The sequence below is a fragment of the Mycolicibacterium wolinskyi str. Jessa 2025 genome (assembly GCF_049241375.1).
GTDB lineage: Bacteria > Actinomycetota > Actinomycetes > Mycobacteriales > Mycobacteriaceae > Mycobacterium > Mycobacterium wolinskyi.
Window position 1 is genome coordinate 6,341,597 of record NZ_CP185960.1, and the last position, 19,838, is coordinate 6,361,434.

At 66.9% G+C, this 19,838-nt stretch carries 20 protein-coding genes; 7 read left to right on the forward strand and 13 right to left on the reverse strand.

The annotated features are described in order from the left end of the window. Positions 1 to 23: 23 nt before the first annotated feature. The 5 genes from ACOI2T_RS31495 to ACOI2T_RS31515 form a co-directional block, all read right to left on the reverse strand. Positions 24 to 869 carry a hypothetical protein gene (locus ACOI2T_RS31495; RefSeq protein ID WP_409504431.1) on the reverse strand — a complete coding sequence of 282 codons (846 nt, stop codon included), beginning with the start codon at positions 867 to 869 and terminating at the stop codon, positions 24 to 26. Between the two features lie 31 nt (positions 870 to 900). Then, the gene (gene ppk2 / locus ACOI2T_RS31500) at positions 901 to 1,758 is read right to left on the reverse strand and encodes a polyphosphate kinase 2 (RefSeq protein ID WP_067849304.1); all 858 of its coding nucleotides are present in this window, start codon (positions 1,756 to 1,758) and stop codon (positions 901 to 903) included. 66 nt (positions 1,759 to 1,824) lie between these two features. Further along, positions 1,825 to 3,342: an aldehyde dehydrogenase family protein gene (locus ACOI2T_RS31505; RefSeq protein WP_409504430.1), complete on the reverse strand. Its 1,518-nt coding sequence runs from the start codon at positions 3,340 to 3,342 to the stop codon at positions 1,825 to 1,827. Between the two features lie 4 nt (positions 3,343 to 3,346). Then, entirely contained in the window at positions 3,347 to 3,928 is a 582-nt protein-coding gene (locus tag ACOI2T_RS31510) for a phosphatase PAP2 family protein (RefSeq protein WP_409504429.1), read from the reverse strand. Next, a complete protein-coding gene (locus ACOI2T_RS31515) occupies positions 3,925 to 4,446 on the reverse strand; it encodes a mycothiol transferase (RefSeq protein WP_067849601.1) in 522 nt (173 codons plus the stop codon). The genes ACOI2T_RS31510 and ACOI2T_RS31515 overlap by 4 nt, the downstream gene beginning before the upstream one ends. A gap of 55 nt (positions 4,447 to 4,501) precedes the next feature. Between ACOI2T_RS31515 and ACOI2T_RS31520 the strand changes: the two genes are divergently transcribed. Next, positions 4,502 to 6,034, forward strand: coding sequence for a serine/threonine-protein kinase (locus ACOI2T_RS31520; RefSeq protein WP_409504428.1), 1,533 nt, complete (start codon positions 4,502 to 4,504; stop codon positions 6,032 to 6,034). Beyond that, entirely contained in the window at positions 6,034 to 6,534 is a 501-nt protein-coding gene (locus tag ACOI2T_RS31525) for a hypothetical protein (protein ID WP_409504427.1), read from the forward strand. Before ACOI2T_RS31520 ends, ACOI2T_RS31525 begins: the two co-directional genes overlap by 1 nt. Before the next feature lie 3 nt (positions 6,535 to 6,537). On the opposite strand, the gene ACOI2T_RS31530 is transcribed toward ACOI2T_RS31525, so the two are convergent. After that, complete coding sequence (locus tag ACOI2T_RS31530) at positions 6,538 to 6,924, reverse strand: VOC family protein (protein ID WP_067849603.1); 387 nt, start codon at positions 6,922 to 6,924, stop codon at positions 6,538 to 6,540. Between the two features lie 49 nt (positions 6,925 to 6,973). On the opposite strand from ACOI2T_RS31530, the gene ACOI2T_RS31535 reads away from it, so the two are divergent. Together ACOI2T_RS31535 and ACOI2T_RS31540 are read left to right on the forward strand one after the other, a co-directional pair. After that, positions 6,974 to 8,740, forward strand: a complete 1,767-nt coding sequence (locus ACOI2T_RS31535; protein WP_421875074.1) for an N-acyl-D-amino-acid deacylase family protein — start codon at positions 6,974 to 6,976, stop codon at positions 8,738 to 8,740. A 43-nt stretch (positions 8,741 to 8,783) separates the two neighbouring features. Next, positions 8,784 to 9,161, forward strand: a complete 378-nt coding sequence (locus ACOI2T_RS31540) for a pyridoxamine 5'-phosphate oxidase family protein (protein ID WP_409504425.1) — start codon at positions 8,784 to 8,786, stop codon at positions 9,159 to 9,161. A 62-nt stretch (positions 9,162 to 9,223) separates the two neighbouring features. Here the strand turns inward: ACOI2T_RS31540 and ACOI2T_RS31545 are convergent, their stop codons facing one another. The 4 genes from ACOI2T_RS31545 to ACOI2T_RS31560 form a co-directional block, all read right to left on the reverse strand. Further along, positions 9,224 to 10,096: a type IV toxin-antitoxin system AbiEi family antitoxin gene (locus tag ACOI2T_RS31545; protein WP_409504424.1), complete on the reverse strand. Its 873-nt coding sequence runs from the start codon at positions 10,094 to 10,096 to the stop codon at positions 9,224 to 9,226. 187 nt (positions 10,097 to 10,283) lie between these two features. Then, entirely contained in the window at positions 10,284 to 11,909 is a 1,626-nt protein-coding gene (gene groL, locus ACOI2T_RS31550; RefSeq protein ID WP_067849328.1) for a chaperonin GroEL, read from the reverse strand. A 180-nt stretch (positions 11,910 to 12,089) separates the two neighbouring features. Beyond that, complete coding sequence (locus ACOI2T_RS31555) at positions 12,090 to 12,926, reverse strand: LLM class F420-dependent oxidoreductase (RefSeq protein ID WP_409504423.1); 837 nt, start codon at positions 12,924 to 12,926, stop codon at positions 12,090 to 12,092. Next, positions 12,923 to 13,480, reverse strand: coding sequence for a TetR/AcrR family transcriptional regulator (locus tag ACOI2T_RS31560; protein WP_409504422.1), 558 nt, complete (start codon positions 13,478 to 13,480; stop codon positions 12,923 to 12,925). The genes ACOI2T_RS31555 and ACOI2T_RS31560 overlap by 4 nt, the downstream gene beginning before the upstream one ends. A 105-nt stretch (positions 13,481 to 13,585) precedes the next feature. On the opposite strand from ACOI2T_RS31560, the gene ACOI2T_RS31565 reads away from it, so the two are divergent. After that, positions 13,586 to 14,509, forward strand: a complete 924-nt coding sequence (locus ACOI2T_RS31565) for an SDR family NAD(P)-dependent oxidoreductase (RefSeq protein ID WP_409504421.1) — start codon at positions 13,586 to 13,588, stop codon at positions 14,507 to 14,509. 36 nt (positions 14,510 to 14,545) lie between these two features. Further along, positions 14,546 to 15,052 (forward strand): cupin domain-containing protein, encoded by a 507-nt coding sequence (locus tag ACOI2T_RS31570; RefSeq protein WP_084356601.1) that lies wholly within the window; start codon positions 14,546 to 14,548, stop codon positions 15,050 to 15,052. Positions 15,053 to 15,056: 4 nt separating this feature from the next. Here the strand turns inward: ACOI2T_RS31570 and ACOI2T_RS31575 are convergent, their stop codons facing one another. Then, positions 15,057 to 15,635: a hypothetical protein gene (locus tag ACOI2T_RS31575; protein WP_409504420.1), complete on the reverse strand. Its 579-nt coding sequence runs from the start codon at positions 15,633 to 15,635 to the stop codon at positions 15,057 to 15,059. A 246-nt stretch (positions 15,636 to 15,881) separates the two neighbouring features. Between ACOI2T_RS31575 and ACOI2T_RS31580 the strand changes: the two genes are divergently transcribed. Further along, entirely contained in the window at positions 15,882 to 17,588 is a 1,707-nt protein-coding gene (locus ACOI2T_RS31580) for a DEAD/DEAH box helicase (protein ID WP_067849343.1), read from the forward strand. Here the strand turns inward: ACOI2T_RS31580 and ACOI2T_RS31585 are convergent. Together ACOI2T_RS31585 and ACOI2T_RS31590 are read right to left on the reverse strand one after the other, a co-directional pair. Next, positions 17,585 to 18,400: an HAD-IIA family hydrolase gene (locus ACOI2T_RS31585; RefSeq protein ID WP_085147687.1), complete on the reverse strand. Its 816-nt coding sequence runs from the start codon at positions 18,398 to 18,400 to the stop codon at positions 17,585 to 17,587. The two genes, ACOI2T_RS31580 and ACOI2T_RS31585, sit on opposite strands and share 4 nt — an antisense overlap. Before the next feature lie 25 nt (positions 18,401 to 18,425). Continuing rightward, positions 18,426 to 19,838: a PH domain-containing protein gene (locus tag ACOI2T_RS31590; protein WP_409504457.1), complete on the reverse strand. Its 1,413-nt coding sequence runs from the start codon at positions 19,836 to 19,838 to the stop codon at positions 18,426 to 18,428.

Consider the following 19,838-nt stretch of genomic DNA (forward strand, 5'->3'; position numbering starts at 1 on the left):
GGCGGCAGCGCGGCGGCGCACATCTAGTCCCGCCGGCGCAGCCCACCCAACATCGCCACGATCACGCCGAACACCACCAACACTCCACCGGCCGCGAGCGTGAGATTGAGCCACTGGTGCAAGCTGCCGATGGCGTGGCCGACCATCGAGTCGGCGATCTGGCGGATGTCACCGCTGGTGTGATTGAGCGCATCGTTGATGTACCGACGCGCGGCCTCCATCCCGGCCCACCCGGCCGCGCCGACGAGAAGTGCTGAAACACCCAACGCAGCAAGGGTTTTACCGCGCGAGCGGGCAGCGGCCAGCGTCAGCAGGGCAAAGACTCCGGTGAGGACGGCCGCCGCCACACTGACCCACGGCCCCCACACCGCCAGCAAGCGTAGTTTCCCCGGTTCCAGACCGGCCGGTGGCGATGCCGTGATCGGCACCGTAAGCGTCTGCGGCACTTCGACATCGAAGTTCGCCAAGGTCTGTTGAAACGACGTGTCAGACAGCATCGGGGCCAGATCGATCACCCATCCGCCGTCCGCGTCGCGGGCCACCCGGTCGGTGAACATCCAGGTGTGGGCGATCTCGTTGGCCCTGGCGAACTGTCCGGGAAACGCCTCCCCCGCGGTGTAGGCGTTGGCCACCCCGCGCACCATGCCGGCGTTGACGTCGGCGCCGCGCTGAGCGGCGAGCGCGGTCACCTGCGTGGTGAGCTCACCCGCGACCGCCTGCTGAAGCTGTGGGTCTTTGGCGGCCGTGGCGGCGAACGCCGAGTAACCGTTTCGGTCGATGACGTTCTTCTGCGCCCACGCGCTGGGTACCGCGATCGCGAGCAGGGCCGTCGTCAGCACCCACAGGAACAGCGTCGTCACAAACCGCACGCCGTCCTCCTAGCCGGGACGGCACCGGAGATCAATCCGACAGCGCACGCCCCACGATCAGTGGATCGGCATGGCCGACCACCTCATGGTCTTTGTTGTCGTAGTCGAACTTACCGAGCACGTAGCGCATGGCGTTGATACGGGCGCGTTTCTTGTCGTTGCTCTTCACCACAGTCCACGGCGCGATCTCGGTGTCGGTCCAGGCGAACATGTCTTCCTTGGCCGCGGTGTAGTCGTCCCATTTGTCCAGCGACGCAAGGTCGGTCGGCGAGAGTTTCCACTGCCGCACGGGATCGACCTGCCGGATCGTGAAGCGTGTGCGCTGCTCGGACTGCGTCACCGAAAACCACAGCTTGGTGAGGCTGATGCCGTCGTTGACCAGCATCTGCTCGAACAGCGGGGCCTGGCGGATGAACTCGGCGTGCTGCTTGGGCGTGCAGTAGCCCATCACACGCTCGACACCGGCGCGGTTGTACCAGGACCGGTCGAACAACACGATCTCACCGGCGGCGGGCAGATGGCCGACGTAGCGCTGGAAGTACCACTGAGTGCGTTCCTTCTCGGTGGGTTTCTCCAGCGCGACGACGCGTGCACCGCGCGGGTTGAGGTGCTCCATGAACCGCTTGATGGTGCCACCCTTGCCCGCGGCGTCGCGGCCCTCGAACACGATGACGTGCCGGTGGCCGTTCGCCTGACTCCACTTCTGCAGCTTCAGCAACTCGATCTGGAGCAGTCGCTTCTGCTCCTCGTAGTCGTTGCGCTTCATCCGCTCGTCGTACGGATAGCCCTCACGCCAGGTGTCGACGACGTCGCCGCTCGGGAGAAGCAGCAGCTCAGGGTCGTCGTCATCGTCGTCGCGGACGGCGTAGCCAGTGGAGTCCAAAGTCACCGGCCGAAGGTATCGGCCCCGGCAAAATCCAAGGTGACGCCGCAGTGAACGGCCGGTGGCGAACCCCTACTTGGCCTTCCGCCGCGGCCGGGCCAATGCCATCTTGGTCATGAGCTTGTTCATCCGCGCCAACGCTTTGTGGGAGTTGTTGTAGTAGTTGCCGCCGGCACCGACATTGGTGCGTGGCAACACGACGGTCTCCTGCCTGCAGAACTTGCGCACACCGTCGATGCCGCCGAACCGCGCGCCGATGCCCGAGGTCTTCCAGCCGCCCATGGGTGCGGTGGTGCACATCAGGTTCGAGATCACGTCGTTGACGTTGACCGCACCGCAATCCAGTTGCAAGGCAACGGCTTTCGCCCGATCGACGTCCTTCGAGAACACCGACGCACTCAAGCCGTATTGGCTGTCGTTGGCCAGCCGCACGGCCTCCTCGACCGAGGACACCTTCATGATCGGCAAGGTCGGCCCGAACGTCTCTTCGGTCATGCAGGTCATCGAGTGGTCGACGTCGACGAGAACCGTGGGCGGATAGAAGCTGCCCGGGCCCTCGGGGCGCTTGCCGCCGGTCAACGCCTTGGCCCCGGCCGCGATCGCATCCTTGACGTGCCGCTCGGTGATCGCCACCTGGTTCTCGTCGATCTGTGCGCCGAAGTCGTAGCCCTCTCCCGCACCCATCTTGAGGTTGTTCACGGCTTTCACGACAGCCGAGACGAACTGGTCGTACACGGGCTCGAGGACGTAGACCCGCTCGACCGACACACACGTCTGGCCGGCGTTGAACATCGCGCCCCACACCGCGGCGTTCGCGGCGAGCTCGACGTCGGCGTCCTCCAGCACGATCATCGGATCCTTGCCGCCGAGCTCGAGGCTGACGGGGGTGAGCCGACGCGCGGCGCGCTCCATCACCTTGGCACCGGTCGCGCAGGACCCGGTGAACTGGATGTAGTCGGAGTTGTCGATGACGGCCTCGGAGACCTCACGGGCACCCTGCGCGAGCGCGAACACCTCCGGGGCGCCGGAGTCCAACCAGCCGCGCAGCAGCACCTCGGCCGTCAGCGGGGTCCGCTCGGACGGCTTGAGCAGCACCGAGCACCCTGCCGCGAGCGCGCCGATGGCGTCCATCATCGCGTTGGCGACGGGGTAGTTCCACGGGGCGATGATGCCGACGACCGCACGCGGACGGTAGTGCACGGCGATCTTCTTGATCGACAGGAACGGCAGCGGAGCGGGCCGGGTCTCCGGCTCCATCGCCTTCTCGACGGTCTTGATGTAGTACGACAAGATCATCAGCAGCAGCGGGACCTCCTGGGCCGCGTCCACTGCCGACTTGCCGGTCTCGGCGATCAGCAGCTTCTCGATCTCGTCGCGGTGATCGCCGAGCCACACGGCGTAGCGGGCCAGCACCTTGGCCCGGCCCTTCGCGCCGCGGGCTTCCCATTCCTTCTGCGCCGTGCGCAGACCTGCCGCGATCCGCGGCACGTCGGCGGGATCGGTCCAACGCACCTGGCCGGCGACGGCGCCGGTCGCAGGGTTGTGAATAGTGCCGGTCTCCGGCAGTTCAACTTCAGGCGTCGCTGTCATGGGCCTATGTTAACCACCGTTTGTGACCCACGTCGCACCGGGGTTGACACCTGTCAAGTGTGGGACGAGTCAGGACGTACGCCACACACACCACCGACGTCGCCAGCAGCGCCGCGCCGACCGTGTCGGTGAAGTAGTGGTGGGTGATCGCCTGCCCGAACATGCCAAGGACGCTGATGGTGACCGCCACGACGACGGCCCATGCGGCGAAGCCCGCCGCGATCAACACCATCCCCATCACCACGACGACGAAAGTCGCGTGGCCGCTGGGATAGGCCAGCGCACCGCCCTTTTCCCGGCCGAAGAGGTGTTTGCACAGCCGCGCGACGGCAATCGCGAGTGGCGGGCTCACCGCCATCGCGGCGGCGAGCCACCACTGTCTGCGCCACAACACCACAACGATCGCGACCAGAAGCACCGGCGTCAGCCATCGCCAGTCGGTGAACAGCAGGAACGTCCGGCGATATGGACCCAGCTCGCGGCCGAGCGCCTGAAACCAGCTGTCGACCCGGGTGGGACCATGGCGTACCGCCAAGCCGAGCACCAACATGGCGGCCATCGCGACCGGTGGCCACCAGCGCGTCATTTCCCGATGATTCCTCGCAGATAGGCCGCCTGGCCGAGATGCTGTGCGCAATCGTCGACGATGCTGACCAGCCGTGCGCTCGCCGTCACGGGCGGGTCCCAGTTGGTGTCGACGACTCGCTCCAACTCGTCCGCCGTGACCGTGGCGATGTACTCGAGCGTGACTTTGTGGACCGCTCGGTAGTAACCCGCGAGCAGGTCAGCGGGCGCCTGCACCTTGGCGACGTCGTCGGGCCGGTGACCGTATCCGATGTCGTTGCGCGGCAAGTCGAGGCCGAACCGGTCCACCCAGCCATCGCGGGTCCACACCTGCTCGACACCCGCGATGTCGCACAGCTGCAGGTCCTGACACCGCGCGCTGTGCCAGATCAACCAGGCGATGCTGTTGGCCTGCGGAGTCGGCCGATAACTGGAGACTTCCTCGGTCAGGCCCTCGGTGAGGTCGTCGACATGCTCGATCAGCCGGGTGAACGCGTCACGCAACAGTTCCCGGACGGCTTCGGAATCGGCGGCGGTCATGATCCCGACGCTACTCGCGGTGGAAAGGTCGCCGGTCACCGCTACTATCACGGCCATGCCGCTGAACACCGGTGACGTGTTCGCCGGGTACACGATTCAACGTTTGCTCGGCTCCGGCGGCATGGGCGAGGTCTACCTGGCGCAGCATCCGCGGCTGCCCCGTCAGGACGCGCTGAAGATCCTGCCGATCTCGCTCACCGGCGACACGCAGTACCGGCAGCGGTTCAATCGGGAAGCCGACGTCGCCGCCCTGTTGTGGCATCCCCACATCGTCGGTCTGCATGATCGCGGCGAAAGCGACGGCCAGCTGTGGATCGCCATGGATTACGTCGACGGCACCGACGCGTCCCGGTTCGTCCGCGAACACCATCCCAAGGGCATGCCGCTGGCCGATGCGATCGAGATCGTCACGGCGATCGCCGACGCGCTCGATTACGCGCACACCCGCAACCTGCTGCACCGGGATGTCAAGCCGGCCAACATATTGCTGACCGGATCCGGAGATGTTGCCGATCCGGCTCCCCGGGTGCGCACGAAACGGCGAATCCTCCTCGCGGACTTCGGCGTTGCGCGCCGTGTCGACGACATCAGCGGGCTGACCGCCACGAACATGGCCGTCGGATCGATGGCCTATTCCGCGCCCGAACAGCTGCTGGGACAGGACATGGACGGGCGGGCCGATCAATATGCCTTGGCCGCTAGCGCATTTCATCTGCTCACCGGGCGCTCACCGTTCCATCACTCGAATGCGGCCGTCGTCATCAGCAAGCATCTCAGCGAACCGCCACCGCGCCTGAGCGCATCTCGTCCCGAACTCGCCCATCTCGACGACGTGATGGCCAAAGGTCTCGCCAAGGACCCCGCCGCGCGCTACGCCCAGTGCAGTGATTTCGCCAATGCACTCGGGAGCGCGGCCCCCAAGCCCGCGCCACGTCCGCCCACCGTGACCCGGCCGGTCGTATCGCCACCACCGCCGCCAAAACCTGCGCCGCAACCGCAACCGCCCGCACCGCACATCAGCAGCCCGTCGATCAGCACGCCGCCCCCGCCGGCGGCCTGGTCGTTCACACCACCCGTATTGCAACCCCGTCCACGCCAGAAGCGCAGTGCCGCACGGGTTCTCGTTCCCGCCACGCTCGCGGTGCTGCTGGTGTGTGCGATCGGTTTCGCGGCAACCCAGTTCATGCGCAGCGCCCCGGCGACGAGCACGACCCCGCAATGGCAGCCCTACGTCGACGCGGCGAAGACTCTCGCGGTCGATCTCGTCACCGTGAATGCCGACACCGTCGACGCCGACATCGAGCGGGTGATCGACGCGACGACCGGCGAATTCCAGGACCGGCTGCGCAGTGGTTCGGCGAAGATGAAGCAGGGCACGGTCGACGAGGGCAAGGAGACCGAGGCCGATGTGACCGGCGCCGGTGTCGAGTCGTTCACGTCCGATGAGGCCGTGGTGTTGGTCAGCGTCACCACGAAAACCACGTACAACACCAACGCCCCGCGGGAGGACGCGGTTCAGCGGCTCGCGATCACCATGGTCAAGGTCGGTGACGAGTACAAGGCCTCGAAGATGGAGTTCGTGGACTGATGCGTAGGACGGGGTGGGTGGTTCTGGTTGTCGGGCTCGTCGTGGGCACAGCGGTCGCGCTCGGGCTCGGTACGTGGCAGATGACCGAGAAGAACCGACCCGCACCGACCCTGGTGGCCGACCAGACCGCCGCCCGCGACGAGGTGGTTGAGCTGACGACGGCAAACCTCGAAAAGCTGCTGAGCTACACGCCGAGGACCGACGACGACGACGTCGACAACCTCGCTGCGCTGCTGACCGGCGAAGCCGTCGACAACTACCGCGAACAGATGCGCTCCAAGACGGCCATCGCGAGGTCCAACGGCGTCACGCAGACCTCGAACGTACGGAACGCCGCCATCGAGACGTTGTCGGCCGACAAGGCTCAGGTGCTGACGTTCGTCGACCAGATCGTCGAATCGACGGGCAACAAGACCCGGACGGAGGCGCAGCTCGCCATCCGGGTCGAGCTCGCGCAGATCAACGGTGCGTGGCTGATCACCGCGATCAACCCGTTGTGAGCGCTACTGCGGCGGGGCTCCGTGAAACACGGCCTCGACGTTGTTGCCGTCGGGGTCGCGGACGAACGCGCCGAAATACCCCGGGTGATACTCCGGCCACAGGCGAGGTGCATGCAGCGACTCGACACCCAGCTTCAGTGCGGTCTCGTAGAACTCGGTGACCGCGTCGACGCCGGACGCGTGGAACGCCACATGGATCTCGCGGTTGGGCCCGGCGGCGTCACCGGCGCTGGCATCGGCGATCCAGAAGGCGGGATGCCCGTCCTTGCCGTAACCGATGGCCACGCCGAAGTCCATCTGACGCGTGTAGCCCAGGACGCCCAGGACCGCGTCGTAAAACTCCTTCGCTTTGGCGAAGTCTGCGCAGTTGATTCCGAAATGATCGATCACGCGCTCGATCCTGGCACGTCCCACCGACACTTCGTCGTACGTTTGTCAGATGACCCACGACCCCGAAAGTGCGGCAACGACGACGTTCGATCTGGTCATCCGTGGCGGTCTGATCGTCGACGGGTTGGGCGGCGAACCATATGCCGGTGACGTCGCCGTGCGCGACGGTGTCATCGCCGCGGTCGGATCGGTGCCGCAGCGCGGTGCCCGCGAGATCGACGCGACCGGACTGTTGGTGACGCCGGGTTTCGTCGATCTGCACACCCATTACGACGGGCAGGCGATCTGGTCCGATCGGCTCAATCCTTCTTCGGCACATGGCGTCACAACCGCCGTGATGGGCAACTGCGGAGTGGGTTTCGCGCCGTGCCGGCCCGCCGATCATGACGTGCTCGTCGACGTGATGGCGGGCGTGGAGGACATTCCCGGAGTCGTGATGGTCGACGGTCTGCCGTGGCACTGGGAGACGTTTCCCGAGTACCTCGATGCGTTGGCGGCGCGACGCCTCGACATCGACGTGGCCGCATACCTACCGCACTCACCGCTGCGCGTGTATGTCATGGGGCAACGAGGCGCCGACCGCGAACCGGCGACGGCCGAGGATCTGGCCCGGATGCGGGCTTTGGCCAAGGAGGCGATCGAGGCAGGCGCCCTGGGATTCGCGTCGTCGCGGCTGGCCACCCACCGCACCGAGGGCGGCCAGCAGATCCCCAGCTTCGAAGCCGGCGACGAGGAGATCCTGGAGATCGCGCGTGGCGTCGCCGATGGCGGCGGCGGCCTGATCCAGTTCGTGCCCGACATCCCGGCCGGTGGCTATCAGCCTGTGTTACAACAGGTTTTCGACGCGGCGGCCGACACCGGGCTGCCGGTCACGTTCACGCTGCTGGTGCTCAACGCGGGCGACCCGCTGTGGGTCGAGGCCATGACGATGGTGGAGAAGGCCAACCGGGAAAGCGCGGCCGGTGGTCCGATGATCACCGCACAGGTGTTCCCGCGGCCGATCGGCTTGATGATCGGCCTGGAACTGACGGCCAACCCCTTCGTGCTGTATCCCAGCTACCAGGAGATCGCGGGGCTGCCGCTGGCCGAGCGGGTCGCACAGATGCGCAAACCAGAAGTGCGGGAACGCATCCTGTCCGACAAGCCGGGCGGCGCGCCGGCCAATCCGCTGGTGTACCTGGCCCAGGCGTGGGACTGGATCTTCCCGCTCGGCGAGGACGCGAACTACGAACCCGACCGGTCCCAGAGCATCGCGGCCAGAGCGAAGGCCCGCGGCGTCAGCCCCATGGAGGAGGCCTACGACCGGCTGCTCGACGATGACGGCCACGCGATCCTGCTCGGCGCGATGGCCAACTTCGAGAACAACTCACTGGACACCGTCGGCGATCTGATGCGCCGCGAAGACGTCGTCCTCGGCCTCGGCGACGGCGGCGCGCATTACGGAATGATCTGTGATTCAAGCTTTCCCACGTATCTGCTCGCGTATTGGGCACGTGACCGCGCGACCGGCAGACTGTCGGTCGCACAAGCCGTGCGTGAGCTGACGTCGGTGCCGGCACGGGTGGCCGGCCTGTCGGACCGCGGGCGCATCGCCGTCGGCTACAAGGCCGACCTCAATGTCATCGACCATTCCGCACTGCGGCTGCACAAGCCCGTCATCACCTACGACCTGCCAGCCGGCGGGCGGCGACTCGACCAGACCGCCGACGGTTACGTCGCGACCGTCGTGTCGGGTGAGGTCATCGCCGAGCACGGCGTGCCGACCTCCGCGCGGCCCGGCCGGCTGGTCCGCGGCCGCCAATCTGCACCGGTCTGACCGGTCCGGCCCGACGGCGGGCAAACCGCACTATCCTCGCGTCATGAGCGTGAAAGTGGATCTCAACCAGCTGGCCGCCAAGCTGACGGACTACACGTTCGCCTATCTCGTCACCGTCGACGACAACTACCACGCACACACCGTGGCGGTCGAACCCCAACTCGTCGACGGCGTCATCGACGTGGGCCCGGTCGGCGGGCACACCCGCAGAAACCTGGCCTCCCACGACGGCGTGACCCTCATCTGGCCACCACGCCGGCCCGGCGGTTTCTCGCTGATCGTCGACGGCCGCGGTCAACCCGCCGCCACCGACGACGACACGCAGCAGATCGTGCCGAGCCGCGCGGTCCTGCACCGCAAACGGTCGAGGCACTCAGCGAACCCCGGCACCAACGACTGTGTCGTGCTTTCCGAGAACTGAGTGCCCGTCGAGTGTGGGAATTCATACGCAACGCGCCGCTGAATGCGTATGAGAACTCACACTCACCAGGTCTTGGGGCAGCCCCTCGCAATCAGCGCCGCGGCCACGCGGTCAAGGAATCGCTGCGGATCGTTGTGCAGCATGCCGCTGGTCAGCTTGAAATCGGTCCAGCCGAGTTCGGGAAGCCTGGTGAAGCGCTCGGCATCGCGTGAGCGTTGCCGCGGATCGGTCCAGTGGTGTGCGCCTTCGAAATCCACGCCGACCTTGTATCTGCGCCACCCCATGTCGATTCGAGCGACCACACATCCGTACTCGTCGAGGACACGGATCTGAGTTTCCGGCCGAGGAAAGCCCGCCTTCAGCAAGAGCAGACGCGTCAACGATTCGTATGGCGATTCCGCTCCGCCGTCGACAAGCAGCAGGGTTTCGCGGAGTTGCCGTAGTCCCCGGATACCGGGATGACCGGCGATCACGGCCTCGATCTCGTTGACCTTGACGTCGGTCGCATTCATCAGGGCATCGATGCGCTGAACACCCGCTTCCAGCTCCAGCCGCCTGCCAAGGTCGAATGCCGTGCGGGCCGGCGTCGTCACGGGCAAGCCCGAGATTGTGCAGACCTCTGCGGGCAGCAGGGTGTCGGTATAGACGGTGAGCAGTCGCGGCGGACGCCTGTTCGTGTGAATGAGCTCGGCGGGCATACTCGCGTCGCCCCACTCGGCGCCCAACATCGCCGAGGCCGAGAGGCCGGCGATCACACCTTCACGCCTCGACCACAGCCATGCCGCATGAGCACGCTGCTTCGTCGACAACTCCACGCCCCGCGGAGCCCACACACCCGGATAGATCCCGGCATGGAAACGGCGCAACTCGCGGAACGTCAGCAGCCCGGCGTCCAACGCCTCCGCTGCGAGAAACGGCCATCGAAAGGTGTGCATGCCCGCACAGTGGCATCGCCACCCGACACAAAAAGCCTTGCGCGAGGCGGTTATCCACAGGCTCCTCGTCGCGAGTGTGCACCCTGATCCGCCTAACACGGCGCGTCGCGGATGAAACCGCGCATTCGGGCACATAAACGAAAAGGCCCGGCTCGCCAAGCGAGCCGGGCCTCCTCGTAAGCGGGACTTAGAAGTCCATACCGCCCATGCCACCGGTCGGGTCGCCGGCGGGTGCGGCGGCCTTCTCCGGCTTGTCGGCGACGACGGCCTCGGTGGTGAGGAACAGCGCCGCGATCGAGGCTGCGTTCTGCAGCGCCGAGCGGGTGACCTTCACCGGGTCGGCAACGCCGGCCTTGAGCAGGTCCTCGTACTCACCGGTGGCGGCGTTGAGGCCGGTGCCGGCGGGCGAGTTGGTGACCTTCTCGGCGACAACGCCAGGCTCGAGCCCACCGTTGAAGGCGATCTGCTTCAGCGGAGCCGACAGCGCGACCTTGACGATGTTGGCGCCAGTGGCCTCATCGCCGGTGAGCTTGAGCTCGTCGAGCGCCGGAGCCGACTGCAGCAGGGCCACGCCGCCACCGGCGACGATGCCCTCTTCGACGGCAGCCTTCGCGTTGCGGACGGCGTCCTCGATGCGGTGCTTGCGCTCCTTGAGCTCCACCTCAGTGGCAGCGCCGGCCTTGATGACCGCAACACCGCCGGCCAGCTTGGCCAGGCGCTCCTGCAGCTTCTCGCGGTCGTAGTCGGAGTCGCTGTTCTCGATCTCGGCGCGGATCTGAGCCACCCGGCCGGAGATGGCGTCGCTGTCGCCTGCGCCCTCCACGATGGTGGTCTCGTCCTTGGTCACGACGACCTTGCGAGCCTTGCCCAGCAGCGCGACGTCGGCGGTCTCGAGAGACAGGCCGACCTCTTCGCTGATGACCTGGCCACCGGTGAGGATCGCCATGTCCTGCAGCATCGCCTTGCGACGGTCACCGAAGCCAGGGGCCTTGACGGCGACGGACTTGAAGGTGCCACGGATCTTGTTGACCACCAGGGTCGACAGGGCCTCGCCCTCGACGTCCTCGGCGATGATCAGCAGCGGCTTGCCGGACTGGATGACCTTCTCCAGCAGCGGCAGCAGGTCCTTGACGGTCGAGACCTTCGAGCTGACCAGCAGGATGTAGGGATCCTCGAGGACGGCTTCCTGACGCTCGGCGTCGGTCACGAAGTAGCCCGAGATGTAGCCCTTGTCGAAGCGCATGCCCTCGGTGAGCTCAAGCTGCAGGCCGAAGGTGTTGCTCTCCTCGACGGTGATGACACCCTCGTTGCCGACCTTGTCCATGGCCTCGGCGATCAGGTCGCCGATGGACTGGTCACCGGCCGAGATACCGGCGGTGGCAGCGATCTGCTCCTTGGTCTCGACCTCCTTGGCGCTCTTCAGCAGCGTCTCGGTGACCTTCTCGACGGCCTTTTCGATGCCGCGCTTCAGGCCGAGCGGGTTGGCGCCGGCCGCGACGTTGCGCAGACCTTCGCGAACCAGAGCCTGCGCCAGAACGGTGGCGGTGGTGGTGCCGTCGCCGGCGACGTCGTCGGTCTTCTTGGCGACCTCTTTGACCAGCTCAGCGCCGATCTTCTCGTACGGGTCCTCCAGCTCGATCTCCTTGGCGATGGACACACCATCGTTGGTGATCGTGGGGGCGCCCCACTTCTTCTCCAGGACGACGTTGCGACCCTTGGGGCCCAGCGTCACCTTTACCGCGTCGGCGAGGCTGTTCAGGCCCCGCTCAAGGCCGCGACGGGCCTCTTCGTCATACGCAATTGTCTTAGCCATTGCGAAGTGATTCCTCCGGATAGGGGATCGCACGTTCGTTGGCCGGGTTCAGTGCCCGCGACGGACGACCAGGGTGTGCTCCCGCAGGTGCGGCCCCGGTCTCACCGTCCCGACCTAGCACTCACGAATCGAGAGTGCCAACTGCATTCTTAGCACTCGACCAGGGCGAGTGCAAGGTTGTTACGCAGCGGATTGGTAGTGCTCGACGCGCGCGGCGAATTCGTCGAGCAGCCGCAGCGACTCATCCGTGCCGACCGACGGCAGGAACAACCCGAGCTGACCGAAGCCGAGATCCTCGGCGGCCCGCCAGTAGTCGGCGTCGATGGGCGTCCCGAACATCGCGAGCGGTACATCGTGGCCTGCGCCGTCACGCATCTGCCCGACGCGTTGAGCCAGCACATCCCGCGGCAGCGGATTGGAGATCCAGCCGGAGCCGTGGCGGATCACGCGCTTGACCGTCGCGTCCGAGTTGCCGCCGATATAGATGGGCGGATGCGGTTTCTGGACCGGCTTGGGACGGCAGTAAGACAGTTCGAAGTCGACGTGCTTGCCGTGGTACTCGGCGGGTTCGGCGGTCCACAGCGCCTTGATCGCCTCGATGCTCTCGTCCAACCGTGCGCCGCGGGTTTTCGGGTCGGTGCCGTGGTCGCGCATCTCCTCGAGGTTCCAGCCCGCGCCTACACCGAACACGAACCGGCCGCCGGAGATCAGGTCGATGCTGGCGGCTTCCTTGGCCGTGTGGATGGGATCGCGCTGGATGAGCAGAGTGACGCCGGTGAAGAGTTCGATCTCGGACGTCACCGCGGCGGCCGCGGCGAGGGTCACGAAGGGATCGAGAGTGTTGTAGTAGTACGACGGCAGATCGCCACCGCTGGGATACGGGGATTCGCGGCTCACCGGGATGTGGCTGTGCTCGGCGACGACGAGCGAGACGAAGCCTCGTTCCTCGATCGCACGCGCCAACGTTGCCGGGTCAATGGTGTCGTCGTCGACGAACGTCGAGATCCCGAACTTCACCCCGCCGACGCTACCCCCGGCGCGCGCAACCCGTCGAAGACGACGTCGGTCGTGTGGCCGGCCAGGTCGGCGTTGTAGCTCTGCATGGCCTGGCAGCCCACCATGAGCGCTTTGACGCCCGCAGCGTCGATATCGCCTCGTACCGCGCCCGATTCCTGCCCGACCCGCAGCAATTCGCCAAGCACCGCCATGTACTCATCCTCGGCCTCGGGCACCACGGTTTTGATGTCGATCCCGGCGCCGGCGAACGCGTCGACCAGGCCGCGGTCTTCTGCACTCCACCGCACCATCGACCGCAGGAACTCGAACAGCGCGTCGGCCGGATCCGCCTCGGCCAACAGCGTGCGGCCCTCGTCGACGATCGCGTTAATGCGATCGGCGATCACCGCACGAAACAGGTCTTCCTTGGCCGGGAAATGCCGGTACACGGTTCCGGCACCCACCCCGGCCCGGCGCGCGATCTCATCGATAGGCACCGCGAGCCCCTCGGCCGCGAACGTTTCGTAGGCAACCTCCAGCACCCGGGCACGGTTGCGGGCCGCATCCGCGCGCATCGACACCACCTCACAAATCGGGGATTGACAAAACGGGGCGCGCGTTCCGTATATTCGGAAGCAACCGGAGCGCACACTCCGTTTAACCCTCACCAGGAGTCTCTCATGACGAAATGGACCACCGCCAGCATTCCCGACCAAACCGGCCGCATCGCCGTCGTCACCGGAGCCAACACCGGGCTCGGGCTGGAGACCGCGAAGGCCCTCGCCGCCAAGGGCGCACACGTCGTACTCGCCGTGCGCAACCTCGACAAGGGCAAGGCCGCCATCGACTGGATCGCCAGGACCGTCAGCGAATCCGATCTCGAGTTGCAGCAGCTCGACCTTGGCTCGCTCGAGTCGGTGCGCACCGCCGCGGCCGAGATCAAGGACAAGCACGATCGCATCGATCTGCTGATCAACAACGCCGGCGTCATGACCCCGCCCAAGCAGACCACCGCCGACGGCTTCGAGCTGCAGTTCGGCACCAACCATCTCGGCCACTTCGCCCTCACGGGCCTGCTGCTCGACCGCCTGCTGCCGGTGACGGGCTCGCGCATCGTGACCGTCAGCAGCACCGGGCACCGCTTCGCCCCCGGCATCCGCTTCGACGATCTGCACTGGGAACGCAGCTACAACCGGCTCCAGGCGTACGGCCAGTCCAAGCTCGCCAACCTGCTGTTCACCTATGAGCTGCAGCGCCGCCTGACCGGGCACCAGACCACCGCGCTGGCCGCACATCCCGGCGGATCCGACACCGAACTGGCGCGGCATCTGCCGCGCGCCTTCCAGGTCGCGTTGCCCGCAGCGCGCGTGCTGTTCCAGGACGCGGCCATGGGCGCCCTGCCGACACTGCGCGCGGCGACCGACCCGGGCGCGCTCGGCGGTCAGTACTACGGGCCCGACGGATTCGCCGAGCAGCGCGGCTACCCCAAGCTCGTGCTGTCCAACCAGCGGTCCTATGACCTCGACATGCAGCGGCGGCTGTGGACGGTGTCCGAGGAGCTGACCGGCGTCACGTTCCCGGTGCTGCAGGGCGCGACTGCTTGACCCTGGTGTCGAGTACTGCGGGATAGGCTGGGCGGCGTGTCACTCTGGGACCCCAGGAATGTGCCGCCCTATCCCCCCGCTCGCTACACCAAAGACGAGCCGGAGGTCAGCGCCCGGTTGCGGCGCGCCGACGAGCCCGCCGACTACGACTCGTTCGGCCTCGTGAAGTACCACTACCTGGCCAACCAACAGCAGACCGATGGCGATTACGGCTTGTATCGCGTCGACATCAGCCCGCAGGGCGGCGGCCCCGGGCCCCATTTCCACCGGGCCATGTCGGAGGCGTTCTTCGTACTGTCCGGCACGGTGAAGCTATATGACGGCAATGACTGGATGGACGGCAACCAAGGCGATTTCCTCTATGTCCCGCCCGGCGGCATCCACGGGTTCCGCAACGAGGCCGACGCGCCGACGTCGCTGTTGATGCTGTTTGCTCCGGGCGCCCCGCGCGAGGCCTACTTCGAGGGTTTCGCCCAGCTCGCCGATCTCACCGACGAAGAACGCGCCGAGTGGTTCATCAAGCACGACAACTACTTCGTGTAACGGCCTAGTGCCCGCGGGACAACACGAACAACTCCACCTGCCCGCCGTTGTGCACCACCAGGACGGTCTCGGTGTCCGGCGGCGTCCCGTGGTAGTGGTCGGCCAACACGTCGACACCGTCGAGTGTCCGCGTGGTCACCGCGAGTTCGGTGCCCGCACCGCACGTGAAGCCAGGCGCCTCAAGGAAATCCGCACGCACGATCTCATCGGTGCACGCCGCGGTACGCAACTTCGGAAAGTCGGGATTCGCTTCGGCGAGCAACTTCACGGCATCCGCGAACGGCACGTCGATCGAATACCTGCCCGCGTAGTCGTCGGCGCCGACGAACTGATTCAGCTCGGTCATCTCGATGAAGACGAACCCGTCGGGTATCGCGATCCCGCGGTCCCGCATCGCCGCGGCCGCCGCCGTTTCGTCGATGGGGTGCAGGCCGAGATCGTCGCTGTCGAAAGCACGATCCAGCGCGTACTCGAAGACGACGAACGCTGTTGCGATGAGCACGACGCCGGCCGCGAGCATGACGCCAACCACGATGAGCAACACCCGCAACCCGTTGGATCTGCTCGTGGCGTTCCAGCTCATCGTCCGAGCGTAATCAGCCGGTTCGGCGGTGAACCGCAGCAATTTCACAGCGGCGGACCGACCGCCGCGTGTTTGCCGAGGATCACGAAGACACCCGCGATCCGAAAGTTGACACACGCGGCACCTTGTGCCGTCCACGAACTTCGGACCGAACGCGCGCGAGCGACACGCCCGGCCCACTCGCGGGAAGATGCGCCGACGTAACGCGCTGGCCTAGACTGCATCTCGACTGAGAGGAGTCCTCGGGTGCGGGCTGACGCAGCGCCCAGCACCCAGGCATTGCGGGGCTGGCAGCGCAAGGCGCTGGTGAAGTATTTGACCACCAAGCCTCGTGATTATCTGCTGGTCGCTACCCCTGGCGCGGGTAAGACGACGTTTGCGCTGCGCATCGCCGCAGAGCTGCTGGCCGACCGTACGGTCGACGCGATCACCGTGGTGGTGCCCACCGAGCACCTCAAGATCCAGTGGGCGCAATCGGCGGCGCGCAACGGTATCGCGCTCGACCCGAAGTTCAGTAACTCCGATTCCCAGACGTCGTCGGAGTACCACGGCGTCGTCGTCACCTATGCCCAGGTGGCCAGCCACCCCACCCGGCACCGGGTGCGCACGGAGAACCGCAGGACCCTCGTGATCTTCGACGAGATCCACCACGGCGGTGACTCGAAGAGCTGGGGCGAGGCGATGCGCGAGGCGTACGACGACGCGACGCGGCGCCTCGCCCTGACGGGTACGCCGTTCCGCAGCGACGACAGCCCGATCCCGTTCGTCAAGTACGAGCCCGACGAGAGCGGATTCCAGCGCTCGCAGGCCGATCACGTGTACGGCTACTCCGATGCGCTGGCCGACGGCGTGGTCCGGCCCGTGGTGTTCCTGGCCTACTCCGGCGAGGCCCGCTGGCGCGACAGCGCCGGCGAGGAGCATGCGGCGCGGCTCGGCGAACCACTGACGGCCGAGCAGACCGCCCGCGCGTGGCGCACCGCGCTCAACCCGGCAGGCGAGTGGATGCCCGCGGTGATCGCGGCCGCCGACAAGCGGTTGCAGCAGAAGCGCCAGCACGTGCCCGACGCCGGCGGCATGATCATCGCGACCAACCAGACCACCGCGCGGGCCTACGCCGATCTGCTCACCAAGATCACCGGCGAGGTGCCCACCGTGGTGCTCTCCGACGATCCGAGCGCATCGGACCGCATCAGCCAGTACTCGGCGTCGACGAGTCGGTGGCTGGTCGCGGTGCGCATGGTGTCCGAGGGCGTCGACGTCCCTCGGCTCTCGGTCGGGGTGTACGCGACGAGTGCTTCGACGCCGCTGTTTTTCGCGCAGGCCATCGGCCGGTTCGTGCGGTCGCGCCGCCCCGGCGAGACCGCCAGCATCTTCCTGCCGTCGGTGCCCAACCTCCTGCTGCTCGCCAGTGAGATGGAGGCGCAGCGCAACCACGTGCTCGGCAAGCCGCACCGCGAATCCAACGGGCTCGACGACGAGGCGCTCGAAGCCGCCGAGAAGCGCAAGGACGAGAAGAGCGAACTCGAGAACGGTTTCGAGTACCTCGGCGCGGACGCCGAACTCGACCAGGTCATCTTCGACGGCGCCTCGTTCGGCACCGCAACCCCGGCAGGCAGCGACGAGGAGGCCGACTACCTCGGCATCCCGGGCCTGCTCGATGCCGAGCAGATGCGAGACCTGTTGCGCCGCAGGCAAGATGAGCAACTCACCAAGCGCTCGGCCGAAGCGGCGGCCTCGGGTGGCCCGCCGCCGCCGCGCACGACGCACGGGCAGCTGCGCGAACTGCGCCGCGAGCTCAACGCTTTGGTGACCATCGCCCACCACCGCACGGGCAAGCCGCACGGCTGGATCCACAACGAGTTGCGGCGGATCTGCGGCGGCCCGCCGGTGGCTGCGGCGACGACCGACCAACTCAAGGACCGCATCCAAGCGGTCCGGACCCTGCAGGCCTAAAGGCCCAACAGCTCGGGAAGATCGGCGACCGAGTCGATGACGAAGTTGGGCTGCATCGCGAATTCATCTGCGGCCCAACGGTCCAGCGTGCTCTGACGGAACTTGCCGGTCCGCACCAGCACACCGGTCATGCCGACCACCTGAGCGGCGAGCACGTCGTTGTTGAGATCGTCGCCGATCATGTACATCTCGTCCGGGTCGACGCCGAGACGGTTGGCGGCCGCGACGAAGCCTTCGGGCGCCGGTTTGCCGACGGCGGTCGCCTTGCGACCCGAGGTTTCCTCCATGCCGATGAGGTACATGCCGGTGTCGACCCGCAGCCCGTCGGTGGTGTTCCACGCCGTACTGCGGTGCATCGCCACCACCGGGACACCTTGTGCCATCCAGTCGTACACCCAACTCAATGTGAGGTGGCTGTACTCGGGTCCGGCCCCGCCGAGCAGCACGACGTCGGGTGTGTCCGGGGCTCGCGGTCCGGTGAAATCGCTCGAATACACGACGTCGACGCCGGGCATGTCCTCGCCGATCTGCCCGCTGTTGACGAGGAAGCACCGCGCATCCGGATAGCGGTCGCGCACATATTCGGCCGTGAGCACCGCGGCGGTGATGACCTCGTCGGCCGCCACCGCCATACCCGCCGCCGTGAGCAACTCGGCGATCTGTGCGCGCGTGCGAGTCGTCGTGTTGGTCAGGTAGGACCGGGCAATCTGGTTGTCTTCCAGCACTCGCAGCGTTTCAGCCGCACCGTCGATGGGCTGCCAGGAGGTCACCAGCACACCATCGATGTCGAACAGCACCCCACCGATAGCCATGCAGCGACAGTAAACGCCTGAAGGTTCAGCGCAACTCGGACCCCACCCCATCGGCCCACTGGTTGTCGGCGACCCACGGGGACGCGGCAGCGACGATCGACCAGGCCTGGGCGGCAGGCACGTCGATCACCTGGTAGTGCTTGTCCCCCGCCGCGGTCGCCGCGATGAGCGTGGCCACGCCGGCGCGCCGCTGTAGCAGCGTCTGGCGCACCGTCCAGCCGATGATGCCCGCGGTTTGCAGGCAGTCGCGGCGGCGTTCGAGGCTGCCGTTGCGGGCCACGAGCCAGCCGGCGTCGACGCGGTGCCCCAGCGACCGGGCCCGGTCCGCGGCCAGCAGTGCGGCCGCAAGCGCGACCACGGCCCACAGCACCCACGCCCACACGGGCGCTCTCACCACCGCGAGCGGCACGAGCGCGAGCGCAGGCCACATGAGCGCCCTGGTCCACCGCCGCCGTGTGGCCGCGGGCCCGTGCGTGCGGAGCGGGCCGGTCACGGCGTCGGGCTGCTCGATGAGGTCGGCGAGCACCGTCGTTGCGGTGGCGGACGGGCATGGTGGAAGCAGCAGTGACGCCTCGCCCTCGCCGCCGACCCCGGTCATCACCGCGTCCAGCCGGGCCCCGCCGAACAACCGCACGAGCAGCGGCTCACGCAGGGAGCCACCCCGCAACCGCCGCATGTCGTAGGTGTGTTCGCGAACCCGAAGGAGCCCGTGCTGCAGATGGAGCACGTCGGAATCTCTTCGTAGGACGAGGTTTCCGTACGTGACCAGCGACCGCAGCACCGACAGCACGACGGACAGGACCAGCACGGCGAGCACGATGAACGTCACGCTGACGAACACGCCCATCCGCTCGGCGAAGGCCAGCCCGGACCGGGCGAGCTGCGAATTGCCAAGTAGCGCACCAGCTCCCGCTTGGTACACCAGGCCGACGGCGGCGGCGATCATCGCGAGCCCGGTGAAACTCAGCGGGCTGTAGCGCAACCAGGCCGGTTGCCAGCGCGCCAGCACCCGGCCGGGCGGTGTGTCCGCGACCGGCACCGCGTCGGCCAGCAGAATCGCCCGCAATCGCGGCACCTGCTCGGCCTGGACCGCGTCGAGTGCGAATTCGGCATCCCCCTTGGCTTCCTGGCCGGTGCTGATCCGCAACACCGTCAACCCGAGCGCCCGGTGCAGCAACCGCGCATCGGTAGATACCGATCGAATCCGGTTGCGCGGCACCGACAGAACCTTGCGTTGCAACACCCCGGTGCGCAGCTGAACCTCGGTGGGCTCGATGCGGTACGTGGTGGTGAACCACCGCGCCAACCCGAACGCGACGGTCAACGCGATCGCGGCGACCGTCCACAACGGATTGCCGGTCGCCGAGCCGAGCACCACCGACCCGACCAGCAGCGGGATCTGTTGCAGCACCTCGTGGACCGGGTGCACGAACAGCAT

Coding starts and splice junctions, on each gene's coding strand:
- ACOI2T_RS31590 (WP_409504457.1), bottom strand. CDS start 19,838: ATGCTGTTCGTGCACCCGGTCCACGAGGTGCTGCAACAGATCCCGCTG.
- ACOI2T_RS31510 (WP_409504429.1), bottom strand. CDS start 3,928: ATGACGCGCTGGTGGCCACCGGTCGCGATGGCCGCCATGTTGGTGCTC.
- ACOI2T_RS31545 (WP_409504424.1), bottom strand. CDS start 10,096: ATGCACACCTTTCGATGGCCGTTTCTCGCAGCGGAGGCGTTGGACGCC.
- ACOI2T_RS31525 (WP_409504427.1), top strand. CDS start 6,034: ATGCGTAGGACGGGGTGGGTGGTTCTGGTTGTCGGGCTCGTCGTGGGC.
- ACOI2T_RS31540 (WP_409504425.1), top strand. CDS start 8,784: ATGAGCGTGAAAGTGGATCTCAACCAGCTGGCCGCCAAGCTGACGGAC.
- ACOI2T_RS31565 (WP_409504421.1), top strand. CDS start 13,586: ATGACGAAATGGACCACCGCCAGCATTCCCGACCAAACCGGCCGCATC.
- ACOI2T_RS31575 (WP_409504420.1), bottom strand. CDS start 15,635: ATGAGCTGGAACGCCACGAGCAGATCCAACGGGTTGCGGGTGTTGCTC.
- ACOI2T_RS31560 (WP_409504422.1), bottom strand. CDS start 13,480: ATGCGCGCGGATGCGGCCCGCAACCGTGCCCGGGTGCTGGAGGTTGCC.
- ACOI2T_RS31515 (WP_067849601.1), bottom strand. CDS start 4,446: ATGACCGCCGCCGATTCCGAAGCCGTCCGGGAACTGTTGCGTGACGCG.
- groL (WP_067849328.1), bottom strand. CDS start 11,909: ATGGCTAAGACAATTGCGTATGACGAAGAGGCCCGTCGCGGCCTTGAG.
- ACOI2T_RS31585 (WP_085147687.1), bottom strand. CDS start 18,400: ATGGCTATCGGTGGGGTGCTGTTCGACATCGATGGTGTGCTGGTGACC.
- ACOI2T_RS31520 (WP_409504428.1), top strand. CDS start 4,502: ATGCCGCTGAACACCGGTGACGTGTTCGCCGGGTACACGATTCAACGT.
- ACOI2T_RS31505 (WP_409504430.1), bottom strand. CDS start 3,342: ATGACAGCGACGCCTGAAGTTGAACTGCCGGAGACCGGCACTATTCAC.
- ACOI2T_RS31535 (WP_421875074.1), top strand. CDS start 6,974: ATGACCCACGACCCCGAAAGTGCGGCAACGACGACGTTCGATCTGGTC.